The sequence below is a fragment of the Lactobacillus sp. WILCCON 0149 genome, from assembly GCF_057197965.1.
The window spans coordinates 714,287-733,335 of record NZ_JBUBHO010000001.1 but is presented as its reverse complement, the minus strand read 5'-3'; the positions used below and the strand labels follow the sequence as shown (position 1 = coordinate 733,335).

15 protein-coding genes are annotated in these 19,049 nt (G+C 49.4%); all 15 read right to left on the bottom strand.

The window, feature by feature from the left end; genetic code table 11:
• Positions 1-2: 2 nt before the first annotated feature.
• The 15 genes from purF to ACYVUV_RS03445 all read right to left on the bottom strand — a co-directional run bounded on the left by purF (position 3) and on the right by ACYVUV_RS03445 (position 18,865).
• Entirely contained in the window at positions 3-1,481 is a 1,479-nt protein-coding gene (gene purF / locus ACYVUV_RS03515; RefSeq protein ID WP_439775977.1) for an amidophosphoribosyltransferase, read from the bottom strand.
• Positions 1,457-3,679, bottom strand: a complete 2,223-nt coding sequence (gene purL / locus ACYVUV_RS03510) for a phosphoribosylformylglycinamidine synthase subunit PurL (protein WP_439775976.1) — start codon at positions 3,677-3,679, stop codon at positions 1,457-1,459. Before purL ends, purF begins: the two co-directional genes overlap by 25 nt.
• Positions 3,679-4,353: a phosphoribosylformylglycinamidine synthase subunit PurQ gene (gene purQ / locus ACYVUV_RS03505; protein ID WP_439775975.1), complete on the bottom strand. Its 675-nt coding sequence runs from the start codon at positions 4,351-4,353 to the stop codon at positions 3,679-3,681. Before purQ ends, purL begins: the two co-directional genes overlap by 1 nt.
• Complete coding sequence (gene purS, locus ACYVUV_RS03500; protein WP_050890377.1) at positions 4,353-4,601, bottom strand: phosphoribosylformylglycinamidine synthase subunit PurS; 249 nt, start codon at positions 4,599-4,601, stop codon at positions 4,353-4,355. The genes purQ and purS overlap by 1 nt, the downstream gene beginning before the upstream one ends.
• Positions 4,602-4,605: 4 nt before the next feature.
• Entirely contained in the window at positions 4,606-5,328 is a 723-nt protein-coding gene (gene purC, locus ACYVUV_RS03495; RefSeq protein ID WP_439775974.1) for a phosphoribosylaminoimidazolesuccinocarboxamide synthase, read from the bottom strand.
• Positions 5,329-5,634: 306 nt separating this feature from the next.
• Positions 5,635-6,930, bottom strand: coding sequence for an adenylosuccinate lyase (gene purB / locus ACYVUV_RS03490; protein ID WP_439775973.1), 1,296 nt, complete (start codon positions 6,928-6,930; stop codon positions 5,635-5,637).
• A 43-nt stretch (positions 6,931-6,973) separates the two neighbouring features.
• The gene (gene purK, locus ACYVUV_RS03485) at positions 6,974-8,098 is read right to left on the bottom strand and encodes a 5-(carboxyamino)imidazole ribonucleotide synthase (protein ID WP_439775972.1); all 1,125 of its coding nucleotides are present in this window, start codon (positions 8,096-8,098) and stop codon (positions 6,974-6,976) included.
• On the bottom strand, positions 8,088-8,555 hold the full coding sequence (gene purE / locus ACYVUV_RS03480) for a 5-(carboxyamino)imidazole ribonucleotide mutase (RefSeq protein ID WP_004560842.1): 468 nt from the start codon (positions 8,553-8,555) through the stop codon (positions 8,088-8,090). The genes purK and purE overlap by 11 nt, the downstream gene beginning before the upstream one ends.
• A gap of 182 nt (positions 8,556-8,737) precedes the next feature.
• Complete coding sequence (locus ACYVUV_RS03475) at positions 8,738-8,992, bottom strand: DUF2087 domain-containing protein (protein ID WP_439775971.1); 255 nt, start codon at positions 8,990-8,992, stop codon at positions 8,738-8,740.
• A complete protein-coding gene (locus ACYVUV_RS03470; RefSeq protein ID WP_439775970.1) occupies positions 8,993-10,207 on the bottom strand; it encodes an MFS transporter in 1,215 nt (404 codons plus the stop codon).
• Between the two features lie 249 nt (positions 10,208-10,456).
• Positions 10,457-12,046: a hypothetical protein gene (locus tag ACYVUV_RS03465; protein ID WP_439775969.1), complete on the bottom strand. Its 1,590-nt coding sequence runs from the start codon at positions 12,044-12,046 to the stop codon at positions 10,457-10,459.
• Between the two features lie 30 nt (positions 12,047-12,076).
• Positions 12,077-13,879 carry a hypothetical protein gene (locus ACYVUV_RS03460; RefSeq protein ID WP_439775968.1) on the bottom strand — a complete coding sequence of 601 codons (1,803 nt, stop codon included), beginning with the start codon at positions 13,877-13,879 and terminating at the stop codon, positions 12,077-12,079.
• Between the two features lie 387 nt (positions 13,880-14,266).
• Positions 14,267-15,865, bottom strand: a complete 1,599-nt coding sequence (locus ACYVUV_RS03455; protein ID WP_484498992.1) for an RNA-guided endonuclease TnpB family protein — start codon at positions 15,863-15,865, stop codon at positions 14,267-14,269.
• Entirely contained in the window at positions 15,789-16,448 is a 660-nt protein-coding gene (locus tag ACYVUV_RS03450) for an IS607 family transposase (RefSeq protein WP_484498991.1), read from the bottom strand. Before ACYVUV_RS03450 ends, ACYVUV_RS03455 begins: the two co-directional genes overlap by 77 nt.
• Positions 16,449-16,726: 278 nt before the next feature.
• On the bottom strand, positions 16,727-18,865 hold the full coding sequence (locus ACYVUV_RS03445; protein ID WP_439774805.1) for a type IA DNA topoisomerase: 2,139 nt from the start codon (positions 18,863-18,865) through the stop codon (positions 16,727-16,729).
• Positions 18,866-19,049 lie beyond the last annotated feature (184 nt).

Sequence of the window (19,049 nt, the reverse complement as noted above, 5' to 3'; positions counted from 1 at the left end):
GATCATTCACCTCTGTTTTGCTTCTTTAAAATTTCTTCGACCGGTTCAACGTCCAGTGGTTCCTTGATTTGGTTTTCGTAGTCGTACAAAGGAGTCGGGTACTTGCCGTCAAAGTAGGCTACAGTTAAACCACCATTTGGCGCGTCGCCGGCATCTGGCATGTCAACCGCCTTGATCAGGCTTGGAATGCTTAAAAAGCCCAGGCTGTCAGCCCCGATCAGCTTGCACATGTCGCTGACGCTGTATTTGGCCGCCATCAAGTCTTTTCTTTCAGAAATGTCGATCCCGTAGAAGTGCGGGTACTTGAAAGGCGGAGAAGCAATCCGCATGTGCACCGACTTGGCGCCGGCTTCTTTCAGCATCTGCACGATCTGCCGGGAAGTCGTCCCGCGGACGATTGAGTCGTCAACGACCACGATATTCTTGCCGCTGACCACCCCGCGGACCGGAGCCAGCTTCATTTTAACCCCCTGCTCACGCAGAGCCTGGGTTGGCTGGATGAAGGTCCGGGCAATGTACTGGTTCTTGATCAAACCCATTTCATAAGGCAATCCAGCTGCTTCAGCATAACCAGTCGCTGCTGAGAGTGAGGAGTTTGGAACACCAATGACCATGTCGGCATCTTCTGGAGCTGGCTGTTCTTTGGCCAGCAGCATCCCCATCCGCTTTCTGGCGGTGTGGATGTTGACCCCGTGGATGATGGAGTCCGGCCGGGCAAAGTAGATGTATTCCATTGAGCAGACGGCCAGCTGGGTTTCAGTCGTATAGTGGTCGATCTTGATCCCGTCTTTGTTGATGATAATAAGCTCACCTGGCTGCACGTCCCGGACCAGCTTGGCGTGTACCGCGTCAAGGGCGCAGGATTCGCTGGCCACGACATAGCTGCCATTGTCCATCTGGCCTAAAACCAGCGGTCGGAAGCCGTTAGGGTCAAGGGCTGCATAAAGGGTGTCATTAGTCATCAAGAGGAAGGCAAAGCCCCCCTTGACCTCGTTCAAGCTGGCCTTCAAGGCTTCAATAAACGGCATGCGAACCTTGCGCCGAATCAAGTGGATCAAGACTTCCGTATCCGAGCTTGACTGGAAGACTGACCCGGAATCTTCCAGGCGCTTTTTCAAAGTCTGGGCGTTGGTCAAGTTCCCATTGTGGCAAAGAGCGATTTCCCCGTCCTGGAAGTGGAAAAGGAAGGGCTGGACATTGGCCAGGGAATCTGAACCGGCAGTACCGTAACGGACGTGGCCGATAGCCATGTTCCCCTTCAAAAAGTCCAGGTCAGCTGGGTTGGAGAAAACTTCTGACAAGAGACCGCGGTCCCGGAACTGACGGAGCTTCTGCCCGTCACTGGCCACGATCCCGGCCCCCTGCTGGCCCCGGTGCTGGAGGGCATGGAGACCGAAGTAGGTCACGTTAGCCGCGTCAGGAACGTTGTAGATCCCGAAAACGCCGCATTCTTCGTTTAATCCTTTGATTTCATAAGGCATGGCAGGGCTTCCTCCCAAATTTGCTTCAATTCAGCTACCGGTAAGTCAGCTGCTTGGTCCTTCAAAGTCAGCTTCAAGCTGTCGCCAGCAGTTTGGCCGAGCTTGACCGCGTCGCCGGCCAAAGCAGCAGCGAATTCAGCTGAGTATTCGCTTGGCACGCTGACCAGGAAGCGGCCTGGAGTTTCGCTGAAAAGTTCAGCACTGGTCAAGTCGCAGGCAACTTCTGCCCCGATGCCGTGGCCAAAGCTGCTTTCAGCCAGGCTGACCGCCAGGCCGCCTTCGCTTAAGTCGTGGGCACTGGCTACGTGGCCGGCTTCCATTTGGGCCAAGAGCCGCTTTTGGTAGCCCTTAATGTGGTCCAAGTCCAAATCGTTCAAAGAGCCGGAGATTTCCCCAGTCAGCATCTTTTGCAGTTCTGAACCGGCGTAGTCTGCCCCGGTTTGGCCAACCAGGTAAAGGTCGTCGCCCTCTTCCTGGAAGCTGTCTCTGACCAGGTGGTCCAGGTTCTTGACCAGACCGACCATGCCGACCATTGGCGTTGGGTAGATGGACTTGTCGTCAGTTTCGTTGTACAGGGAAACGTTCCCGGAAACAACTGGAGTTTCCAGAACTTCGCAGGCCTTGGCAATCCCCATGACTGAGTGGTGAAGTTCCCAGAAGACTTCTGGTTCGTTCGGGTTCCCGAAGTTCAAGCAGTCAGTGATGGCCAGAGGTTCTGCCCCGCTGGCGATGATGTTGCTTGCAGCTTCAACAACGGCCCGCTTGCCCCCGATTTCCGGATCCAGGTAGATGAAACGGCCATTGCCGTCAGTGGTCATGGCAATCCCCTTGTGGGTGCCGCGGACCCGCAAAACGCCGCTATCTTCACCAGGCCCTACAACCGTACTGGTTCTAACCATGGAGTCGTAAGTCTGGGTGAACATTTCCTTAGAAGCGATGGTTGGCTGGGCCAGCATCTGCTTGAAAGTCTTGGCCAAATCAGTAATCTCTGGTTCCCAGGCAGGCTTAGCCGCGTCATCGATCATGTGCTGCGGCTGCTTTTCTTCGCTTGGCTCTTCCAAAACGTCTTCAGTCAGGCTGGTTACCGGGATGTCGCAGACTACTTCGCCGTGGTGGCGCAAAACGTAGTTGTGGCCGCTGGTAATCCGGCCGATAACAACGGCGTCAAGGTCGTAGAAGTCAAAAATCTTCTTAACGTCTTCTTCGTGGCCCTTCTTAACGCAAAGCAGCATTCTTTCCTGGGATTCGCTCAGCATGATTTCGTAAGCAGACATCCCGCTTTCTCTTTGCGGTACCTGGTCCAGGTTCAGTTCCATGCCGGACTTGCCTTCTGAAGCCATTTCTGAACTTGAGGAAACGATCCCGGCTGCCCCCATGTCCTGGATGCCGACCAGCCAGTCAGCGTGCTTTTGGGTCAATTCTAGGCAGGCTTCAAGCAGCAGCTTTTCCATAAACGGGTCGCCGACTTGAACGGCTGAACGTTGGCTTTCGTGTTCTGAGTCAAATGAGTGAGAAGCAAAGGTTGCCCCGTGGATCCCGTCACGGCCTGTCTTAGCCCCGACGTACATCACGGCGTTGCCTTCACCTTGTGCCAGGCCCTTTTGCATGTCCTTGACGTCCAACAGGCCGACGCTCATGGCGTTCATGACTGGGTTGCCCTTGTAGATGTCGTCAAAAGTGAGTTCACCGCCGACAGTTGGAATGCCCATGCAGTTGCCGTAGCCGCCGATACCGGCTACAGTTTCGTTTAAGAGCCAGCGGGTGTGGGCGTCATCTAATTCACCAAAGTGCAGAGAGTCCAAAGTTGCAACTGGCCGCGCCCCCATGCTGAAGACGTCACGGAGAATCCCGCCGACGCCAGTAGCTGCCCCTTGGTAAGGTTCAACGGCAGTTGGGTGGTTGTGGCTTTCAGCCTTGAAAACAACTGCTTGGCCGTCGCCAATGTCAACTACCCCTGCCCCTTCACCAGGCCCTTGCAAAATGCGCGGGCCCTTGGTCGGGAAGAGACGGAGAACAGGCTTAGACTTCTTGTATGAGCAGTGTTCGCTCCACATGGCTGAGAAAAGGCCGGTTTCAGTGTAGTTTGGCAAGCGGTGCAAAAGCTTGTCACAGATGTAGTCGTATTCTTCTTCAGACAAGCTCCAATCGAGATAAGGCTTCTTTTCTTTGATTTCTTCTGGAGTCATTTCCTGCATCATTACGCTTTTACCTCCGCGTGGTCCAAAATTGACTTAAACAGGCGCAAGCCGTCGGTGTTGCCCAAGAGGGCTTCGACTGCCCGTTCCGGGTGAGGCATCATCCCTAAGACATTGCCTCTTTCGTTGGTGATCCCGGCAATATTGTTCAAAGAGCCGTTCGGGTTTTCCTTTGAGTAGCGGAAAACGACCTGGCCATTGTCTTCAATCTTCTGCAAGGTTTCCGGGTCGGCGTAGAAGGAGCCGTCAGCGTGCGCAATCGGCAGGTTGATCTTCTCGCCCTTTTGGTATTCGGAAGTAAAAATGGTGTCGTTGTTGACTACTTCCAGTTCAACCGTCTTGCAGACAAACTTCAAAGAGTCATTTCTCTTCAAGGCCCCTGGCAAAAGGCCAGCTTCAGTCAAGATCTGGAAACCGTTGCAGGTCCCGAAAACTGGCTTGCCAGCCTTGGCCATTTCGACAATGGCTGGCATGATGTTGGTAAAGCGGGCAATAGCACCGGCTCTCAAGTAGTCCCCGTATGAAAAGCCCCCTGGCAGCATGACAGCATCAAAGCCGTCCAGGCTGCTTTCCTTTGAAGGAACGTAGGCCACGTCAGCGCCGCAAACCGTGTGCAGGGCTTCGTAGAGGTCGATGTCGCAGTTTGAGCCCGGGAATTGGATTACCGCAAACTTCATTATTTTTCCTCCAAGATCTTGTAGCTGTAGGTTTCCATATTGAAGTTAACCAGCAGCTCTTCAGAGATTTCCTTAACAGTTTCAGCTACAGGCTTGTCCTTTTCTTCAATAGTTACGTCGAAGAACTTGCCGACCTTGACTGCCTTGACTTCATCGTGGCCCAAAGAGTGAATTGAGTTGGTGATGGCTTCACCTTGCGGGTCGAAAACTGATTGCTTGTAAGTAACGTAAATCCGTACAGTAGTCATTTGCTTAATCCTCCTTGGCCAAAGCATCCTTCAAACGGGCCAAAACTCTTTCGTAAACATCGATCAGGTTGCCGATTTGCCGGCGGTAAACATCCTTGTCCATGTGGTCCTTGGTTTCCATGTCCCACAGGCGGCAGTTGTCTGGTGAGAATTCGTCAGCCAGGACAACTTCGCCGTTTGGCAGGGTCCCGAATTCAACCTTGAAGTCAACCAGCAGCATGCCTGCTTCGGCAAACAGCTTGGTCAAAAGCTGGTTGACCTGGCGGGAGATTTCCCAGATCTGTTCATGTTCTTCATGAGTCAGCAGGTGGAAGGCAATGGCGTCTGATTCGTTCATCAGCGGGTCGTGCAGGGCGTCGCTCTTCATGAAGAGTTCTTCAACTGGGGTGTCCAGCTTCTCACCTTCTTCTTTCAAGCCATAACGCTTGCAGAATGATCCAGCCGCGATGTTCCGGGTAACGACTTCCAGGTCAATCATCTTGACCTTCTTGACCAATTGTTCGTTTTTAGACAGACGCTTGATAAAGTGCGTCTTAACCCCATGCTTCATCAAATATTCGAAAACCAGACTGGAAATTTCCGCGTCAAGTTCGCCCTTGTTTTGGAAGACGTCGTGCTTCAAGCCGTCCAACGCGGTAGCGTCATCCTTGTAAACAGCGCGGAGCACTTCTGGATCGTCAGTGGTCCACATTTCCTTAGTCTTACCCTGATAAAGCAATTCTGCCATTTTTTACCCTCCGATTAACACGAACTATAATAATGTAAACAGGAATTACTATTCGTAATTTCTTTCTTGAACTAAGGATAACAACTTAAAAAAGTTTGGTCAAGAGATTAGCGAACATTTTTAGCTAATGTTCCGCTTACAAACGGAAACAATCTCATTCTTTTTGGACATAATCTTAAAATAAAAGAGATATCAGAGAAAAGCCGAACAAAAAAGCGGCTCATTTTATGAGTCGCTTTTGATTATCTAAATTTCTCTATTCTTTTTATATTGCGGATCGCACTAAAAATTATTGTCTTTTTACACTTATTCCAAACCCAGCCGCTTGTAGATATCGTCGACGTGGCGCAGGTGCCAGTGGTAGTCGAAGGCATCATCAAGATCAGCCTTAGTCAGTTGCTTTTGAATGGTTGGGTCTGCTTCAAGCAGAGGGCGGAATGGAACTTGTTCAGCCCAGCACTTGGCCGTATATGGCTGGATCAAGTCGTAGGCAGCTTCCCGGCTCATACCGCTTTCAACCAGCTTGAGCAGAACACGGCCGGAGTAGATCAAGCCCAAAGTCTTGTCCATGTTCTTCTTCATGGTTTCCGGGAAGACGTCCAGGTTGGCCAGGATCTTGCCCATCCGGTTGAGCATGTAGTCAAGACCAATGGTGCTGTCTGGCAGGATTACCCGTTCAGCACCTGAGTGGGAAATGTCTCTTTCGTGCCAGAGGGTTACGTCTTCGTAGGCAGTTACGACATTGCCACGGAGAACTCTGGCCATCCCGCAGATGTTTTCTGAACCGATCGGGTTGCGCTTGTGCGGCATAGCAGAAGAACCCTTTTGCCCCTTGGCGAAGTGTTCTTCAACTTCATGGATTTCCGTTCTTTGCAAAGAACGGATTTCAGTAGCGATGTTTTCCAAAGAAGTTGCGACCAGGGCGATGGCGGCAATGTATTCTGCGTGCAGGTCACGTGGCAGGACCTGGGTTGAAATTTCCTGAGCGCGCAAACCCAGCTTCTTGCAGACATATGCTTCAACTTCCGGGTCAACCTCAGCGAAAGTGCCGACGGCACCGGAGATCTTGCCGGCTTCCACCCCGCGGGCAGCGTGTTCAAAGCGTTCTTGGTTCCGCTTCATTTCTGAGTACCAGCGGGCAAACTTCAAGCCAAAAGTAGTTGGTTCAGCGTGAATGCCGTGGGTGCGGCCCATGCAAACCGTGTCCTTGAATTCAAGGGCGCGCTTAGCCAGGATGTCGATGAAGTCCTGGATGTCCTTGCGGAGGATGTCGTTAGCCTGCTTTAATTGGTAGCCCTGGGCAGTGTCAACCACGTCAGTACTGGTCAAGCCGTAGTGCACCCACTTCTTTTCCGGCCCCAATGATTCAGAAACGGTCCGGGTGAAGGCGATGACGTCGTGGTGGGTCACGGCTTCAATTTCGTTGATGCGGTCAACGCTGAACTTGGCGTTTTTCTTGATCTTTTCCACGTCTTCTGCCGGAATGTGGCCAAGTTTGGACCAAGCTTCGTCAGCAGCGATTTCTACTGCCAGCCAGCATTCATACTTCTTTTCATCAGTCCAAATGGCACCCATTTCTGGTCGGGTATAGCGTTCAATCATTTATTTTCCACCTTTAAAAAATCAACAATAATCTGCTTATTAATTATACATCCCAAACTTTGGTCGCGGCAATCTCAGCCAGGGTCTTGTCGACATCGTCGGTCAAGATCGTCACGTGCCCCATCTTCCGGTCTCTGCGGACTTCGCCCTTGCCATAGTCATGGAAGGACCACTGCGGCTTTTCAGCAATCAGCTTTTCGGTTCCGGCCACGTGCTGACCCAAAACATTGACCATGACGACCGGGCTGAGCAGCTTAATTTTTGGCAATGGCCAGTTGCAAATTGCCCGGTTGTGGACAGCAAACTGGGAAAAGTTGCAGGCTTCAATCGAGTAGTGACCGGAATTGTGCGGGCGGGGAGCTAGTTCGTTGATGACGATTTTGTCGTCCTTAGTGACGAACATTTCTACGCCTAAGATCCCGCGCAAGTCGATGGCTTCAGCGATCTTGACAGCAGCGTTCTGGGCCTCTTTGGCCAAGTCCGGTGAGATCCGGGCTGGCACGATGCTTTCATGCAGGATTTCGCCCTGGTTTATATTTTCGCTGACCGGGAAGACCGTGACTTGGCCATCGCAGTTGCGGCCGACCATGACAGAGGCTTCCATGCGGAAGTCGACGAATTTTTCCAAGATGCAGTCACCGCAGGCTAAAACGTCAGCAGTCTTGTCCAAGTCGGCATTTTCTTTCAAAACGACCTGGCCCTTGCCGTCATAGCCGCCTTCACAGGTCTTTAAAACAGCTGGCAGGCCGAGGCTGCTGACAGCAGCGTCCAGGTCAGCCCGGTTCTTGACTGCTCTGAACTTGGCCACTTCACAGCCGGCACTTTGGATAAAAGTCTTTTCCCGGATCCGGTTGTTGGTCGTGTAAAGGAGCTTGGTCCCCTGCGGGATAAAGACTTGGTCCTTGACGCTTTCCAGGGCATCCAGGTCCACGTTTTCAAATTCGTAGGTCAAGACGTCGCTTCGCCGGGCCAGTTCATGGATAGCATCGATATCACTGTATTCAGCCACGATCTGGTCGTCAGCGGCTTGGCCAGCCGGGCAAGCCGGAGTTGGGTCCAGGATGATGACCTTCATTCCGCTGGCCTTGGCATCAAAAGCCAGCATTTGCCCTAATTGTCCCCCGCCAATAATGCCGATAGTTTGGCCGGGCTTGATTTTAATAGACAAGGTCTGCACTGCTTTCTTTAGCTTGATCGTGCATTTCCTTGCGGTAGTCCACGATCTTTTGCTGGAGTTCTTTGTCTTCGATGCCTAAGATCTGCATGGCTAAAAGAGCCGCGTTTTTGGCGCCGGCCGGGCCGATGGCGGTCGTCGCTACAGGGATGCCGGCTGGCATTTGGACGATGGAAAGAAGGGAGTCCATCCCGCCTAAAGCGCTGGTCTTGGCCGGGCAGCCAATTACCGGCAAGGGAGTGTTGGCGGCAATCATGCCTGGCAGGTGGGCAGCCCCGCCAGCACCAGCGATGATCACCTTAGTGCCGTTCTCGGCCGCCTTTTGGGCAAAAGCGAACATTTCTTCCGGCATTCTGTGTGCTGAAATAACCTGCTTGTCGTAGTCAACCCCGAACTTGTCGAGCAGCTTGCAAGCTTCCTGCATATAGCCCCAGTCTGACTTGGAGCCCATTACAACACTGATTCTACTAGTCACGATTATTCCTCCTGTCTGCTTTCCCTTAGGATAACAGAAAACTAAACTTTTTTAAAGAGAAAGATGAACTATTTACCAAGAGTTTCTTATTAACATTCGTTTTTAGTTAAAAAGTCGTAAGAAAAAAGACCACCAGAGGTGGTCTTAATGCCATAAAATCAATCTTCCTTTTCTGCCCGCCAGTAATGATGGCCATAAGGGTCCCGCTCCAAGCGGCCCGTGTCAACCAAGTAGCGGCGCAAAATAGCGTAGTCATCATAGACTGCCGCCAAAACTTCATTGACTTCCTTTTCAGTATAATCCCGGCCAAATTCAAATCGGTCAATCAAAGCATCAAACAAGGCATCTTTCGCCCTTTGCTTGCGGGGAATGACCTGTAGACGGCCATCCTTGAAAAATCCTGTAATCTCCATTTAAATTTCCTCAACTTCCAACTTTTTACTCTGCATGCCAAAAATTGCTAGCAAAAAGATCAGCAAACCGACAGCAGCCAGACTAACCCAGGCAAAGCCGATGCCATAGTGGTCTGACAAAAAGCCGTTAATTGCCAAAACCACGACTTCGGCGCCCGCGTCCAAGGCATTGGCAACAGACATAATAGTCGCCCGGCGGTTCTCTGTTTGGATCGTCGTTTGCAAAACAATCCCGCCCAGCATATTTTCTAAACTGCCAAACATGGTATGGAGCATGAACAAGACGAGAGACCCATAATACCAGTTTTTCAACCCAACCACGCCAAGCAAAGTAGCAGCCATCATAACCGTGCTGACAACAATCAAGCGGGTCTGTCCTCTATTAGACAGCGGCTTTTTGGACACATAGCGGTTGTAAAGGGAAATCGCCAGCATCCCGGACAAACTCATCAAGATAGAAATCGTCCCAGAATTGACGGTCTTGCCTCTTTGAAAGTACATCTGCCACTGGTCAAGCGGGCCGGCTGAAATAATTGCCACGGGAAGCAGAAGCAAGATCCAGGCAAAAGTCTTCTGTTCTTGCTTGACCGTAAATTTTACATCGGCAACCAGGTTCAGCTTCGGCATCCCTTCTTCCGCCTCAGCCAGGTTTTGGCTGTCATATTTTAAGAGTGGGATGATGGTCAAACTGGTCGCGAGCAAAAAGGCTGCCCCGATAAGCAAAGGCAGGTCCAGGCGGATATTGCCTAAAATATTAGCCCCAACGAAGGTGGCAGCCATGGTCAAGGGCGTGCCGATAATACTGTAGCCAGAGAAAATAGCGCCCAGCTGGTCTTTTTCACCATGCTCAACGGCCTTGTTGGCAATCCAGGAAGTCATGGTGCCCGATTGCAAGGAATCCCCCAAAGCGGTCGAGACCCCGCTGACCGTCAACCACAATAAGTTCATGGGGCTGAGTGCCAAAATTATCAAACCTACAGCTCTGAAGATCCCGCTGGCCATTATGGTTTTCAGATATCCGAATTTGTCAGCAATGTAGCCAGAAGGTATTTCGGCAAAGAAGGTGACCAGCCAGAAAATCTCTAAGAATAGATTGATCTGGCTGTAGCTGTAGCCATTGTGCCGCATAAATAGGTAGATCGTTCCGCTCCATAGCGAGGTCCCGATCGTATACAAGATGCTAACGTAGTAAAAAATATATTTGTATTTCTTCATGTCTTCTCCAATAGTTGATTTGTCTCCCTAAATATTTATTTTTTCTGATTAAATACACCTCTTAAATTTACCATCTTTCTAAAAAAAGTCCATCATTTTCTTCACTTTTTGCTAATGTTGAACAGATTTCTTGGTGGAAAATCCACTATTTATAGTCTTTAGCCTATTATTTTCAGATTAAAAAAGCGCTAGGCAGATGTTTCTGCTTAGCGCTTATTAACAAAGAAATTTATTCATTAACCGACCGACTTATTTCGCCATGTTCGAGTCGAAAACTTCTGCCCGCTTGTTCATGGCTATATAGATCTTCGATTTGTAAGAAGCCAGACCCTCTACTTCCCGTTTGGCATTGAAGTGGTAGTAGTTGACCAGGTTGCCTTTGGCATCGATCTTGAACAGGTAATCGTTAAAGGCAATGTAATAGCACTTGTGAGCAACGTTATAAGTAAAACCCTGCACCTGGCTGGAGTTGGAAATCAAGTCACCATTAGTGGCGGCTGCTTCCTTAACCTTGAAGCTGCTACCTGTCCGGGTGATCTTCCAAATTTCAAAGCGGTGCTTGGACTTGCTATGGAACAAGGCCAGCATGGTATTGTCGTCAATCACGTCCGCGTTTAAGAAGTAGCGGTTGTTTTTCCGCTCGCCATTGCTTACGGCAAAAGTCCAGATCCGCTTGATCTGCATGTCTTTCTTATCGACTTGCAAAAGCTCGTTTGACCGCAGTTTCTTGGTATGGTTCCAGTTAGCCAGTTCATAGATGTAGCGTGACGTAGACCCAACAGACTGACCATGGCCGAGTTTGATGTAGGGACTGATCTTGATGCTCTTGACGTAATTCTTCCAAAGCTGGTAATTCAAGGTATTGGTTGGAATATACTGCAGGGCATACTTTGGCACCTGGTTTAAGTGGTAAAGCACCATGTGGCCCCGGGCTCCGTCCATAGACGATTCAGGCCCGCCATAATAATTGGTCGTGACCATGTCCTGGCCATATACATCCAAACCCTGGACATTGCCCCGGACATTGGTTTCCTGGCTGCCTTCCAGCAGGCTAAATGAATTTGGCTCATAAAACTTGGTAGTCAATTTGGCCGTCTTCTTGCCATGCTTGTCAGTCCCCACGTAAGTGTGCGGAGCGACTTGGGCATTGTAGTTGCCTCTAAAAGCCAGCTGGCTTGGAAACCAGGTCTTGCCAACATTGCCGCCCTTGCCCAACTTGGCATCGGCCTTAGAAATGCCCTCTTTGGCATCGCTTCTAACCGTTACCGTGACCTTCCCGCTGGCCTTGCCGTAGCGGTAAGTTACTACGTAGCGGCCTGGCTTTTTCTCAGAAATCCGGTCAGCTGACCGCTTCACAGAGTTAACGTCAACTACGCTGCCGTGCTTGTCTGTCACGTAGTTGATGGCATCAGTCGTCACAAAGCCGTTGGTATCCAATTTATTATTGACCAGGCTGACACTCTTAACCAAAGACATCTTGCTTCTGGCAAAAGCCCGCTCGCTGACATAGCCGACTCCCCGCCCATCAACATAGACATAGTAATACCGTCTGCCCCGGACGAGCTTGTAAGATTTGGACTGGACGTGAGCCAGCTTGAATTCCTTGCTGCTGGCCATTTTCTTGCCAAACTTCCAGACCAGCTTGGTCTTTTTCTTCTTGCCCTTGCCAGTCTTGACTTTTACCTGACTTAAGCTGGAATAGATCCCGTAGTTTTTCTTCCCGTCGATCACCTTGGTCGACAGCTGTTCACTCGCGGCCGCAACTGGCTGACCAGCTTCAAAGAAACAAGCAACTGCCATAATTGCGGCTGAAAAGGCCAGTACCTTCTTCAAATTCATTCCTCTTATACTCACAATCATTAAACTCAACTATTTTGTAATATGATCCACTTTCAAAGTTTCCGTCGGATGGTTCAAGTTGACGTAGAGCTCACCCTTGTAGCTGCCCAAACCTTCAAACTCCCGGCCTGTGTCAAACTTGTAGTAATTCAAAAGCTTACCGGCATCCGTTCCGCCATCTAAGCCTGCCCCGATCTTAAAGAGGTAGTCGTTAAAGGCAATGTAGTAAACGTCATATGCACTGTCCCAGACAAAGCCCTGAACTTCAGCGGAATTGCTGATGAGGTCGCTGCCGGTTGCCCCAACTTCCTTGGCCTTGAAGCTGTCGCCAGTTCTGGAAATCTTCCAGTATTCATAGCGGTGCTTAGAAGCATTGTGGAAGAGAGCAATCAAGGTATTGTCGTCAATCACGTCCGCGTTAAGGAAAATCCGCGGGTACTTGGCTGACCCGTTCCAAACCTTGAAAGTCCAGATCTTGTCAATTTCCATGGTTGACTTCTTGACCCGGATCAGTTCCTGGGAGTTAGACCAGTTGTTGGACCGGTTCCAGTTGGCCAAAACGTAAACGTACTTCTTGGTGCTGCCGACTGACTGGCCATGGCCCAGCTTCATGTATGGGCTGACCTTGACGTTCTTGATGTAGCTCAGCCAAGTGTTGAAGCTCAGCATCTTGCTTGGAATCAGCTGCCAGTTGTACTTTCTGACTCCCCGCATGTTGTAGTAAACCATGTGGCCTCTGGCTTCCCGGTTGTCTGCCTGGCCTAAGTCAAGGTTGCTGGTCACCAGGTCATTATCATAAAAATCAATCCCTTGAACGGCACTGGATACCTTGGCCTCCAGGTTGCTTGAACCTGGCGCGCTCAAAACTGCTGGATGATAGAAGATGGTTTCAATATCCGCGCCTTTGGTGTTGCCAGACATGTTGGTCGCCCAGTATTTGTGGGCACTGGAAACCGCGTCTTCAGAAGTAATAGTTGAAGACGAGGATATGCTGGCCCCGTCACTGGCTGACCAGGTCTTGATCTCTGGCAAGTCAGTTTTAACCGGCGTTACATTGGCGGAACTGATCCCTTCTTTTGCATCCCCCCGCACCGTCAGCTTGCTGGTTGCCTTTGCCTTGCCATACTTGAAGGTCAAAACTGCTGTCCCGGCCTTCTTGCTGGAAACATAGCCAGTATCAGAAATATTCAATTTAGCAGACTTGCAACTGATCTCAACTGAATCATTGTCAACCAGGCTGCCGTGCTTGTCAGTTACATAGTTAATCGCGTCTTCAGCATTAAAGCCAACCGAGTCAGACGGGTTGTTGACCAGGCTGACCTTAGAGACCACATTAGCCTTAGAAAGGGCAAAAGCCTTCTCATTCACGTAGCCGACTGGCCGGCCATCAACGTAGATGTAGTAGTAGCGCTTGCCGCCTTTGACCTTGTAGGACTTGGACTGGACATGAGAATATCTGAAGTCAGAAGAAGCCGTCAATTTCTTGCCAAACTTCCACTCCTTCTTCTTTACGTTCTTGTAATCAGTCTTGGTCACCCACTTGTACTTGACCTGCTTGACTGTCTTGTACTTGGTCTTTCCCTTCTTCTTATAGGCGACCTTCTTCTTAACCGTGTACTTCTTCTTTTCCTTGGTCTTTGTCTTGACCTTCTTAGTTACCTCTTCCAGTTTGAGCGAGGAATAGACCTGGTAGCTCTTATCCCCCATGATCTTGGTCACAAGATCGGTCTTCGTGCTCTTACTGTAGTCTTTACTGCTGCTTGCTTGCACCTGACTAGCCAGACCGACCATCAAAGCCGCGCTGGTCATCATGCCCAGGGCAAAACGTCTCATCAAACTCTTCCCGAATCATAAAACTTACTAAATCTTGATAATCACATCAGTATTGGTAAGTTTTTCTGATATTCCTTTCTAGTTAAATCTATGGGTAGATTCAACTTGGCAAAAGAAATCAGATTTTTAACCTTTTGAAGTTAAGGTCAGTGAGTACGGTTGGCTGTCAAACAACGCCGGATGGCGTCATCCAATAGCTTTTTATCTGCCCCACTGAAAACTTTTAGCATGGCAGTCTTGAAGGCATCTTGCCCGCAAAAAAGCAGGCAAGCATATCGTGATGCCTTCTCGAAGCAGTCAAGCCGCGATTTTAATACCCCGAACTGAGTTCGTTAAAGCTGACTGCTCTTACATGCTAGAGCCTTCAACTTTGTGGTATTACTAGGCTTATGCTTCTTTTATCCGACTGTCAAGAATCTCCTTAACTCGCTTATAAGGCGTGTAAAGCGTGATTTCTTCGTCAGTTAATCTACTCAATATATTTTTTGCTGCGGCGATATTCGCATTCATCTCGCCGCATTTCTTGCATTTAGTCAGTTCATGATGACTGCCGTATCTTTCTTCAAAATGCTGCCCGCAGATCGGACAGTACTGAGAAGTATATGCCGGATTGACATCATGAGTTTCAATCGAGTTCTTGCTTGAAAGATATTCAATGCGTTCATCCAACTGGCCCTTAGTCCATGAATTCAAGCGCTTGCGCATCTTTTTTGCGAATCTGCTGTTATCTGATTTGACGCCTTTTTCTTTTACGAACGTCAAGTCTTCCTTGGCAATGACTGCTGGATGCTCTGTCTCAATCATCCTGTTTATCGCACAGTTGATAAAGCTTCTGACATTTTCTTGCGCTGAGCGGTAGCTCTTGCCATACGACTTTCTGCCGATATTGTTCTGCTCCAGATTCTTAAGCTTGCCAAGCAGTTTTCTTTTCTTCCTCAAAGCAGTCTTAGACAAAGGTTTGTTTGCCTTTTCCAGTTGCTCAAGCTGTTGATTGAGCTGCCAGCGCAAACTCATATATGGCTGCCGATTTGCGTTTCGCTTGCCGTACTTGTCAACGATGGCATTGGCAAGATTGCTGAAATTTTCACCATATTCATTGCCGCTGCTGCAGGAAAGCAAGGTGGCAAGCCCCTTGTCAATGCCGATCGCCTTCTTTGAATCGTTGCTATAGCGTTTGCTAGTGATCAGCTTATGAACTTCGAGGCGCTGCTTGACGCGGTCAAGCACCACTGTGATATCGCCGGTACGTGGATAACTCCACGGACTGGTCATCTCCACAGAAAACTGCTTTCTGGGCACATCTGAACTGAATGAAAAAGTATTTCCTTCAAATGCCCAATTCAAGTCACACTTCATGCTAGAGCCAAGCTTGCCCGACTTGCGTGCCCGGTAGTGATAGCGATACGTAATCCGGCGTAAGTAGCTGTATGCTTGCTTGATTTGCTTATCCGTCAGCTTAGCTTCTATTTCAGTTAAAGCTTCGGCATATTCTTCTGGCAGCTCAATTGGCTTGTGAAGAAGAACGGCTTGCCATGCACTTTTAAATTTCAAGATAAAGAACAAAAGGTGGCGCTGATCTGCAGAAAGATTTTCATTTCCTTGGATCACTTTCTTCAAGCGGTTAGCCAGATTCGACCACATGCTTTTTATGTTGGCGCATGCTTCACGGAGAGCGCCTACCCAGTGCTTGGTTTGAAAGCTATAGACTGTTTCCAGCTTTCCTTTTGATCCCTTAACCGGCTTGTCCCATTTGCGAACTTGGTTACGCAGAGTCTGCCAGTTATTAACCGCAAGCATCGACTTGATGCCACAGTAGCGGTTCAAAAAGAAATGCCGGCACCTGCCGTATCTTTCAAAGAAGTCGGACATTCTGGCAAATTCTTCATCGCTTAACTTTTTGGAGTAGACTCTAATCGTCTTGGGCTGAGTCTTTGTCACTGTCTGCTTGATTGAAGAGCTTTTTGCTTTCTTGGATGACTCTTGCATTCTGATGCGACCTCTTTCCATACAGCTTAGCTGAGAAAACAGTGATTATAGATAAAACGTCTTCTACAAGTTCTGAATTTGGATCAACGTTGTCTGTCTGATTGATGACAACTAGCTCTACGTCGTTTGCCTGGCAGATCGTCTCAATCATTTCAAAGCCAAAACGAACAAGTCGGTCTTGGTAATTTACCACGACTCGTTCACACTGTTTCTTGCAGATCATGTTGATCAGCTCGGTTAGGCCCTTTTTCTTATAGTTGAGACCTGATCCAACGTCTTGAATGATCTTAAACTGATAGCCATTGACTTCGCAATATCTAGACACTACATCCTTCTGCCTTTGGAGGTCTTCTTTTTGATGACCAGAAGAAATCCGGCAATAGCCGATGGTCAGTGGCTTCTTAGGCTTAGATGCCTTCACATTTCCTTGCAGAACTTCATCTAGCATTTCTTTAGTGTAGCGACGTTGATTGGCGGCAGTTCTAAGCGGTGTAATCAGTCCCTCAGCTTCCCAATTGCGGAGAGTTGACTTGGCAACGTTAAGATACTCAGCTGCTTTTGATATGGACATGTATTCGCTCATCGTTTCTTCCTTCCAATCTTTCGATATAGATATTATATCAAGAACTGGTAAGAAACATTGCTATTTAGCATTGGATAAAATGAATAATTTTTAGCAATCACACCCTTCATTATCTAAAGATACAAAACTCATAATTCTATTATTAACAAAAAGCACCCAGATAATTTACACTTTTATCAATAAATGCCTTTTCATACTTTACCACAGTTTTCGAGCCCTATTTCATTTGTAACGAAATTGTTAACTCATTTTAAAAAATATTGCTTTCTTGCTAAAAATCAGTCAAAAGCCAAAGAGAGTTTGTCCCCTTCCAGCTGCAGCTTGGCTGAATACCGCTGCCCGCTCTTTTTAGAGACAAAGCCGTCCAGCTTGTCGGTCTTGCCCTTGCTGATCAAGGTCTTGACGATCCGCTTGCCCATGTTCTTGCCGGCAAATTTCTTGGGCAGGGTAAAGTGGCAGCCGCCCCGGTAATTACTGCAGCCGTAAAACTTGCCTTTGTCAGTAATTTCGCCTTTCTTGCAGACCGGACAAGGCCCGATTGCCGCGGCTTTGGCCTGCCGGGTCTGGGCTTCTTCCTGCAAGCCTTGGTCGACCTGGATCTTGCCTGGCACTTCCATGATCATCTTCGAAATAAATTTCTTGATCTGCCCTAAAAAGTTATCCTGGCTCCGTTCTTTAGCCCCAACTTGCTTTAAGGCCTTTTCCCACTGAGCCGTCATCTGCGCGCTGACTAAAAGCGGCTCTGCTTCGGCCGCCTTGCAAAGAATAGTCCCTTCCGGGGTGACCGACAGCTTGTTTTGCCGGCTCTGCATGTAGCCCCGCTTCTTCAAAATTTCAATGGTGCTGGCCCGGGTGGCTTCCGTCCCGATCCCTTCAACATCCTTTAAAATGGCCTGGGCTTCTTCATCGTCCAGGGTCTTGCCCGCTGTCTTCATGGCCGTGATCAAGCTCCCTTCCGTAAATTTGGCCGGGGGCTTGGTCTCTTCTTCCTGCTCCTTCAATTTAGCCGTCAGTTCCTGGCCAGCTTCCAGAGGAGGCAGCTGGGCGTCTTTGACTGGCCCTTCCAGGATCTTCCAGCCCAGGTTCACAGTGACGTTACCGCTGGCTTTAAAAGTCAATTGGCCAACATCAATCAAAGCCGTTGTCTTCTCATAGACGTAGGCCTTTAAAAACATTTCCAAAGTCCGCCGCAGAACCAAATCATAGATCCGCCCTTCCAGCTTGGACATTTTCCCTAACTGCATCTGGCTGGGCACGGTCTTGGTCATGATGATGGCGTGGTGCTCCTGGACCTTGCTGGAGTCGACATAGCGCTTCTCCGCCTTTAAGGGTTTCATTTGCTCTTTGACTTCTGCAGAATTTGGCAAAAGCCCTTGGTAGCGGTCCAGGTTCTGGGCCAGATAAGCATACTCGTTGTCCGTAATATAGTTGCAGTCAGTCCGCGGGTAGCTTAAAAACTTGTTTTCATACAAATTCTGCACTGCCTGCAAAACCTGGCTGGCTGAAGCATGATAGCGGCGGTTGGCTTCCGTCTGCAGGCTGGACAAGGAGAAAAGGCGGGGGCTGGCCAGGCTCTTTTGCTCTTTCTCCACCTTGGCCACCCGACCAGTCTGCTTGCCCAGGCTCCCGCCTTTAGCCAGCAAAAACTGCTCCAGTTCCGCCGGACTCTTGAATTTCGTTTCCGGCAGCAAGCGGCCGGTAAATTTCTTTCTTCCCTGCCAAAAATCGGCCGTAAGCAGCCAGTACTTCTCTGGCTTAAAATTGGCAATCTCCTGGTCGCGCTTGTAGACCATATACAAAGTCGGCGTCTGCACCCGGCCGATTGAATAGGTCCCCTTGATCCCCTGCTTTCTTAAAAGCAAGGTAAATAAGGGACTGCCGTTCATCCCGACCAGCCAGTCGCTGATCTGCCGGGTCTGGGCTTCCTTATAGCGGTAGTAGTAGTCCCAGCCTGGCCGCAAGTTCTGGAAGCCTTCCCTGATCGCGGCTTTTTCCAAAGAGTTGATCCAGAGGCGGAAGAGGCGCTTTTGTTTCAAGTCGATCCCTGCCTGCCGCATGATGGACCAGGCAATATTTTCCCCTTCCCGGTCACTGTCAGTGGCAATCACGATCGTATCTGCCCGCTTGAGCAAATTAGCGACAATATTGAACTGCTTCTTCTTGTCCCGGGGGACCAGGTACTTGTACTGGTCCGGAAAAATCGGCAGCTTCTTTAAAGACCAGCGCTTGTAGCTGGCGTCATAGGCTTCCGGCAGGGCCATTTCCACCAGGTGGCCAAAGCCATAGGTGATCACCGTACCTGCCGGCAAAATAGGGTCAGCCACCTTAATCTGCCCCTCCCCCTTCTGGCTCTGGGCAAAAGCTGCCGCGTATGCCCTAGCCTGGCTGGGCTTCTCTGCTAAAATTACCGTCGTCATTACATTTCCTGCCTTGTGTAAAAAAATCGTGAGCAAATAAAAAGGCCCCGGCCAAGCGGCCAGGATTGCTCGAACAAATGTTTATTATTTATTCCATTATAGTTTACTTTTGCCAGCTTGGCAAATTTTATGCGAATATAACAAAAAAATCACCGAGGCAAGCCTCAGTGATTTCTCTGGTTGC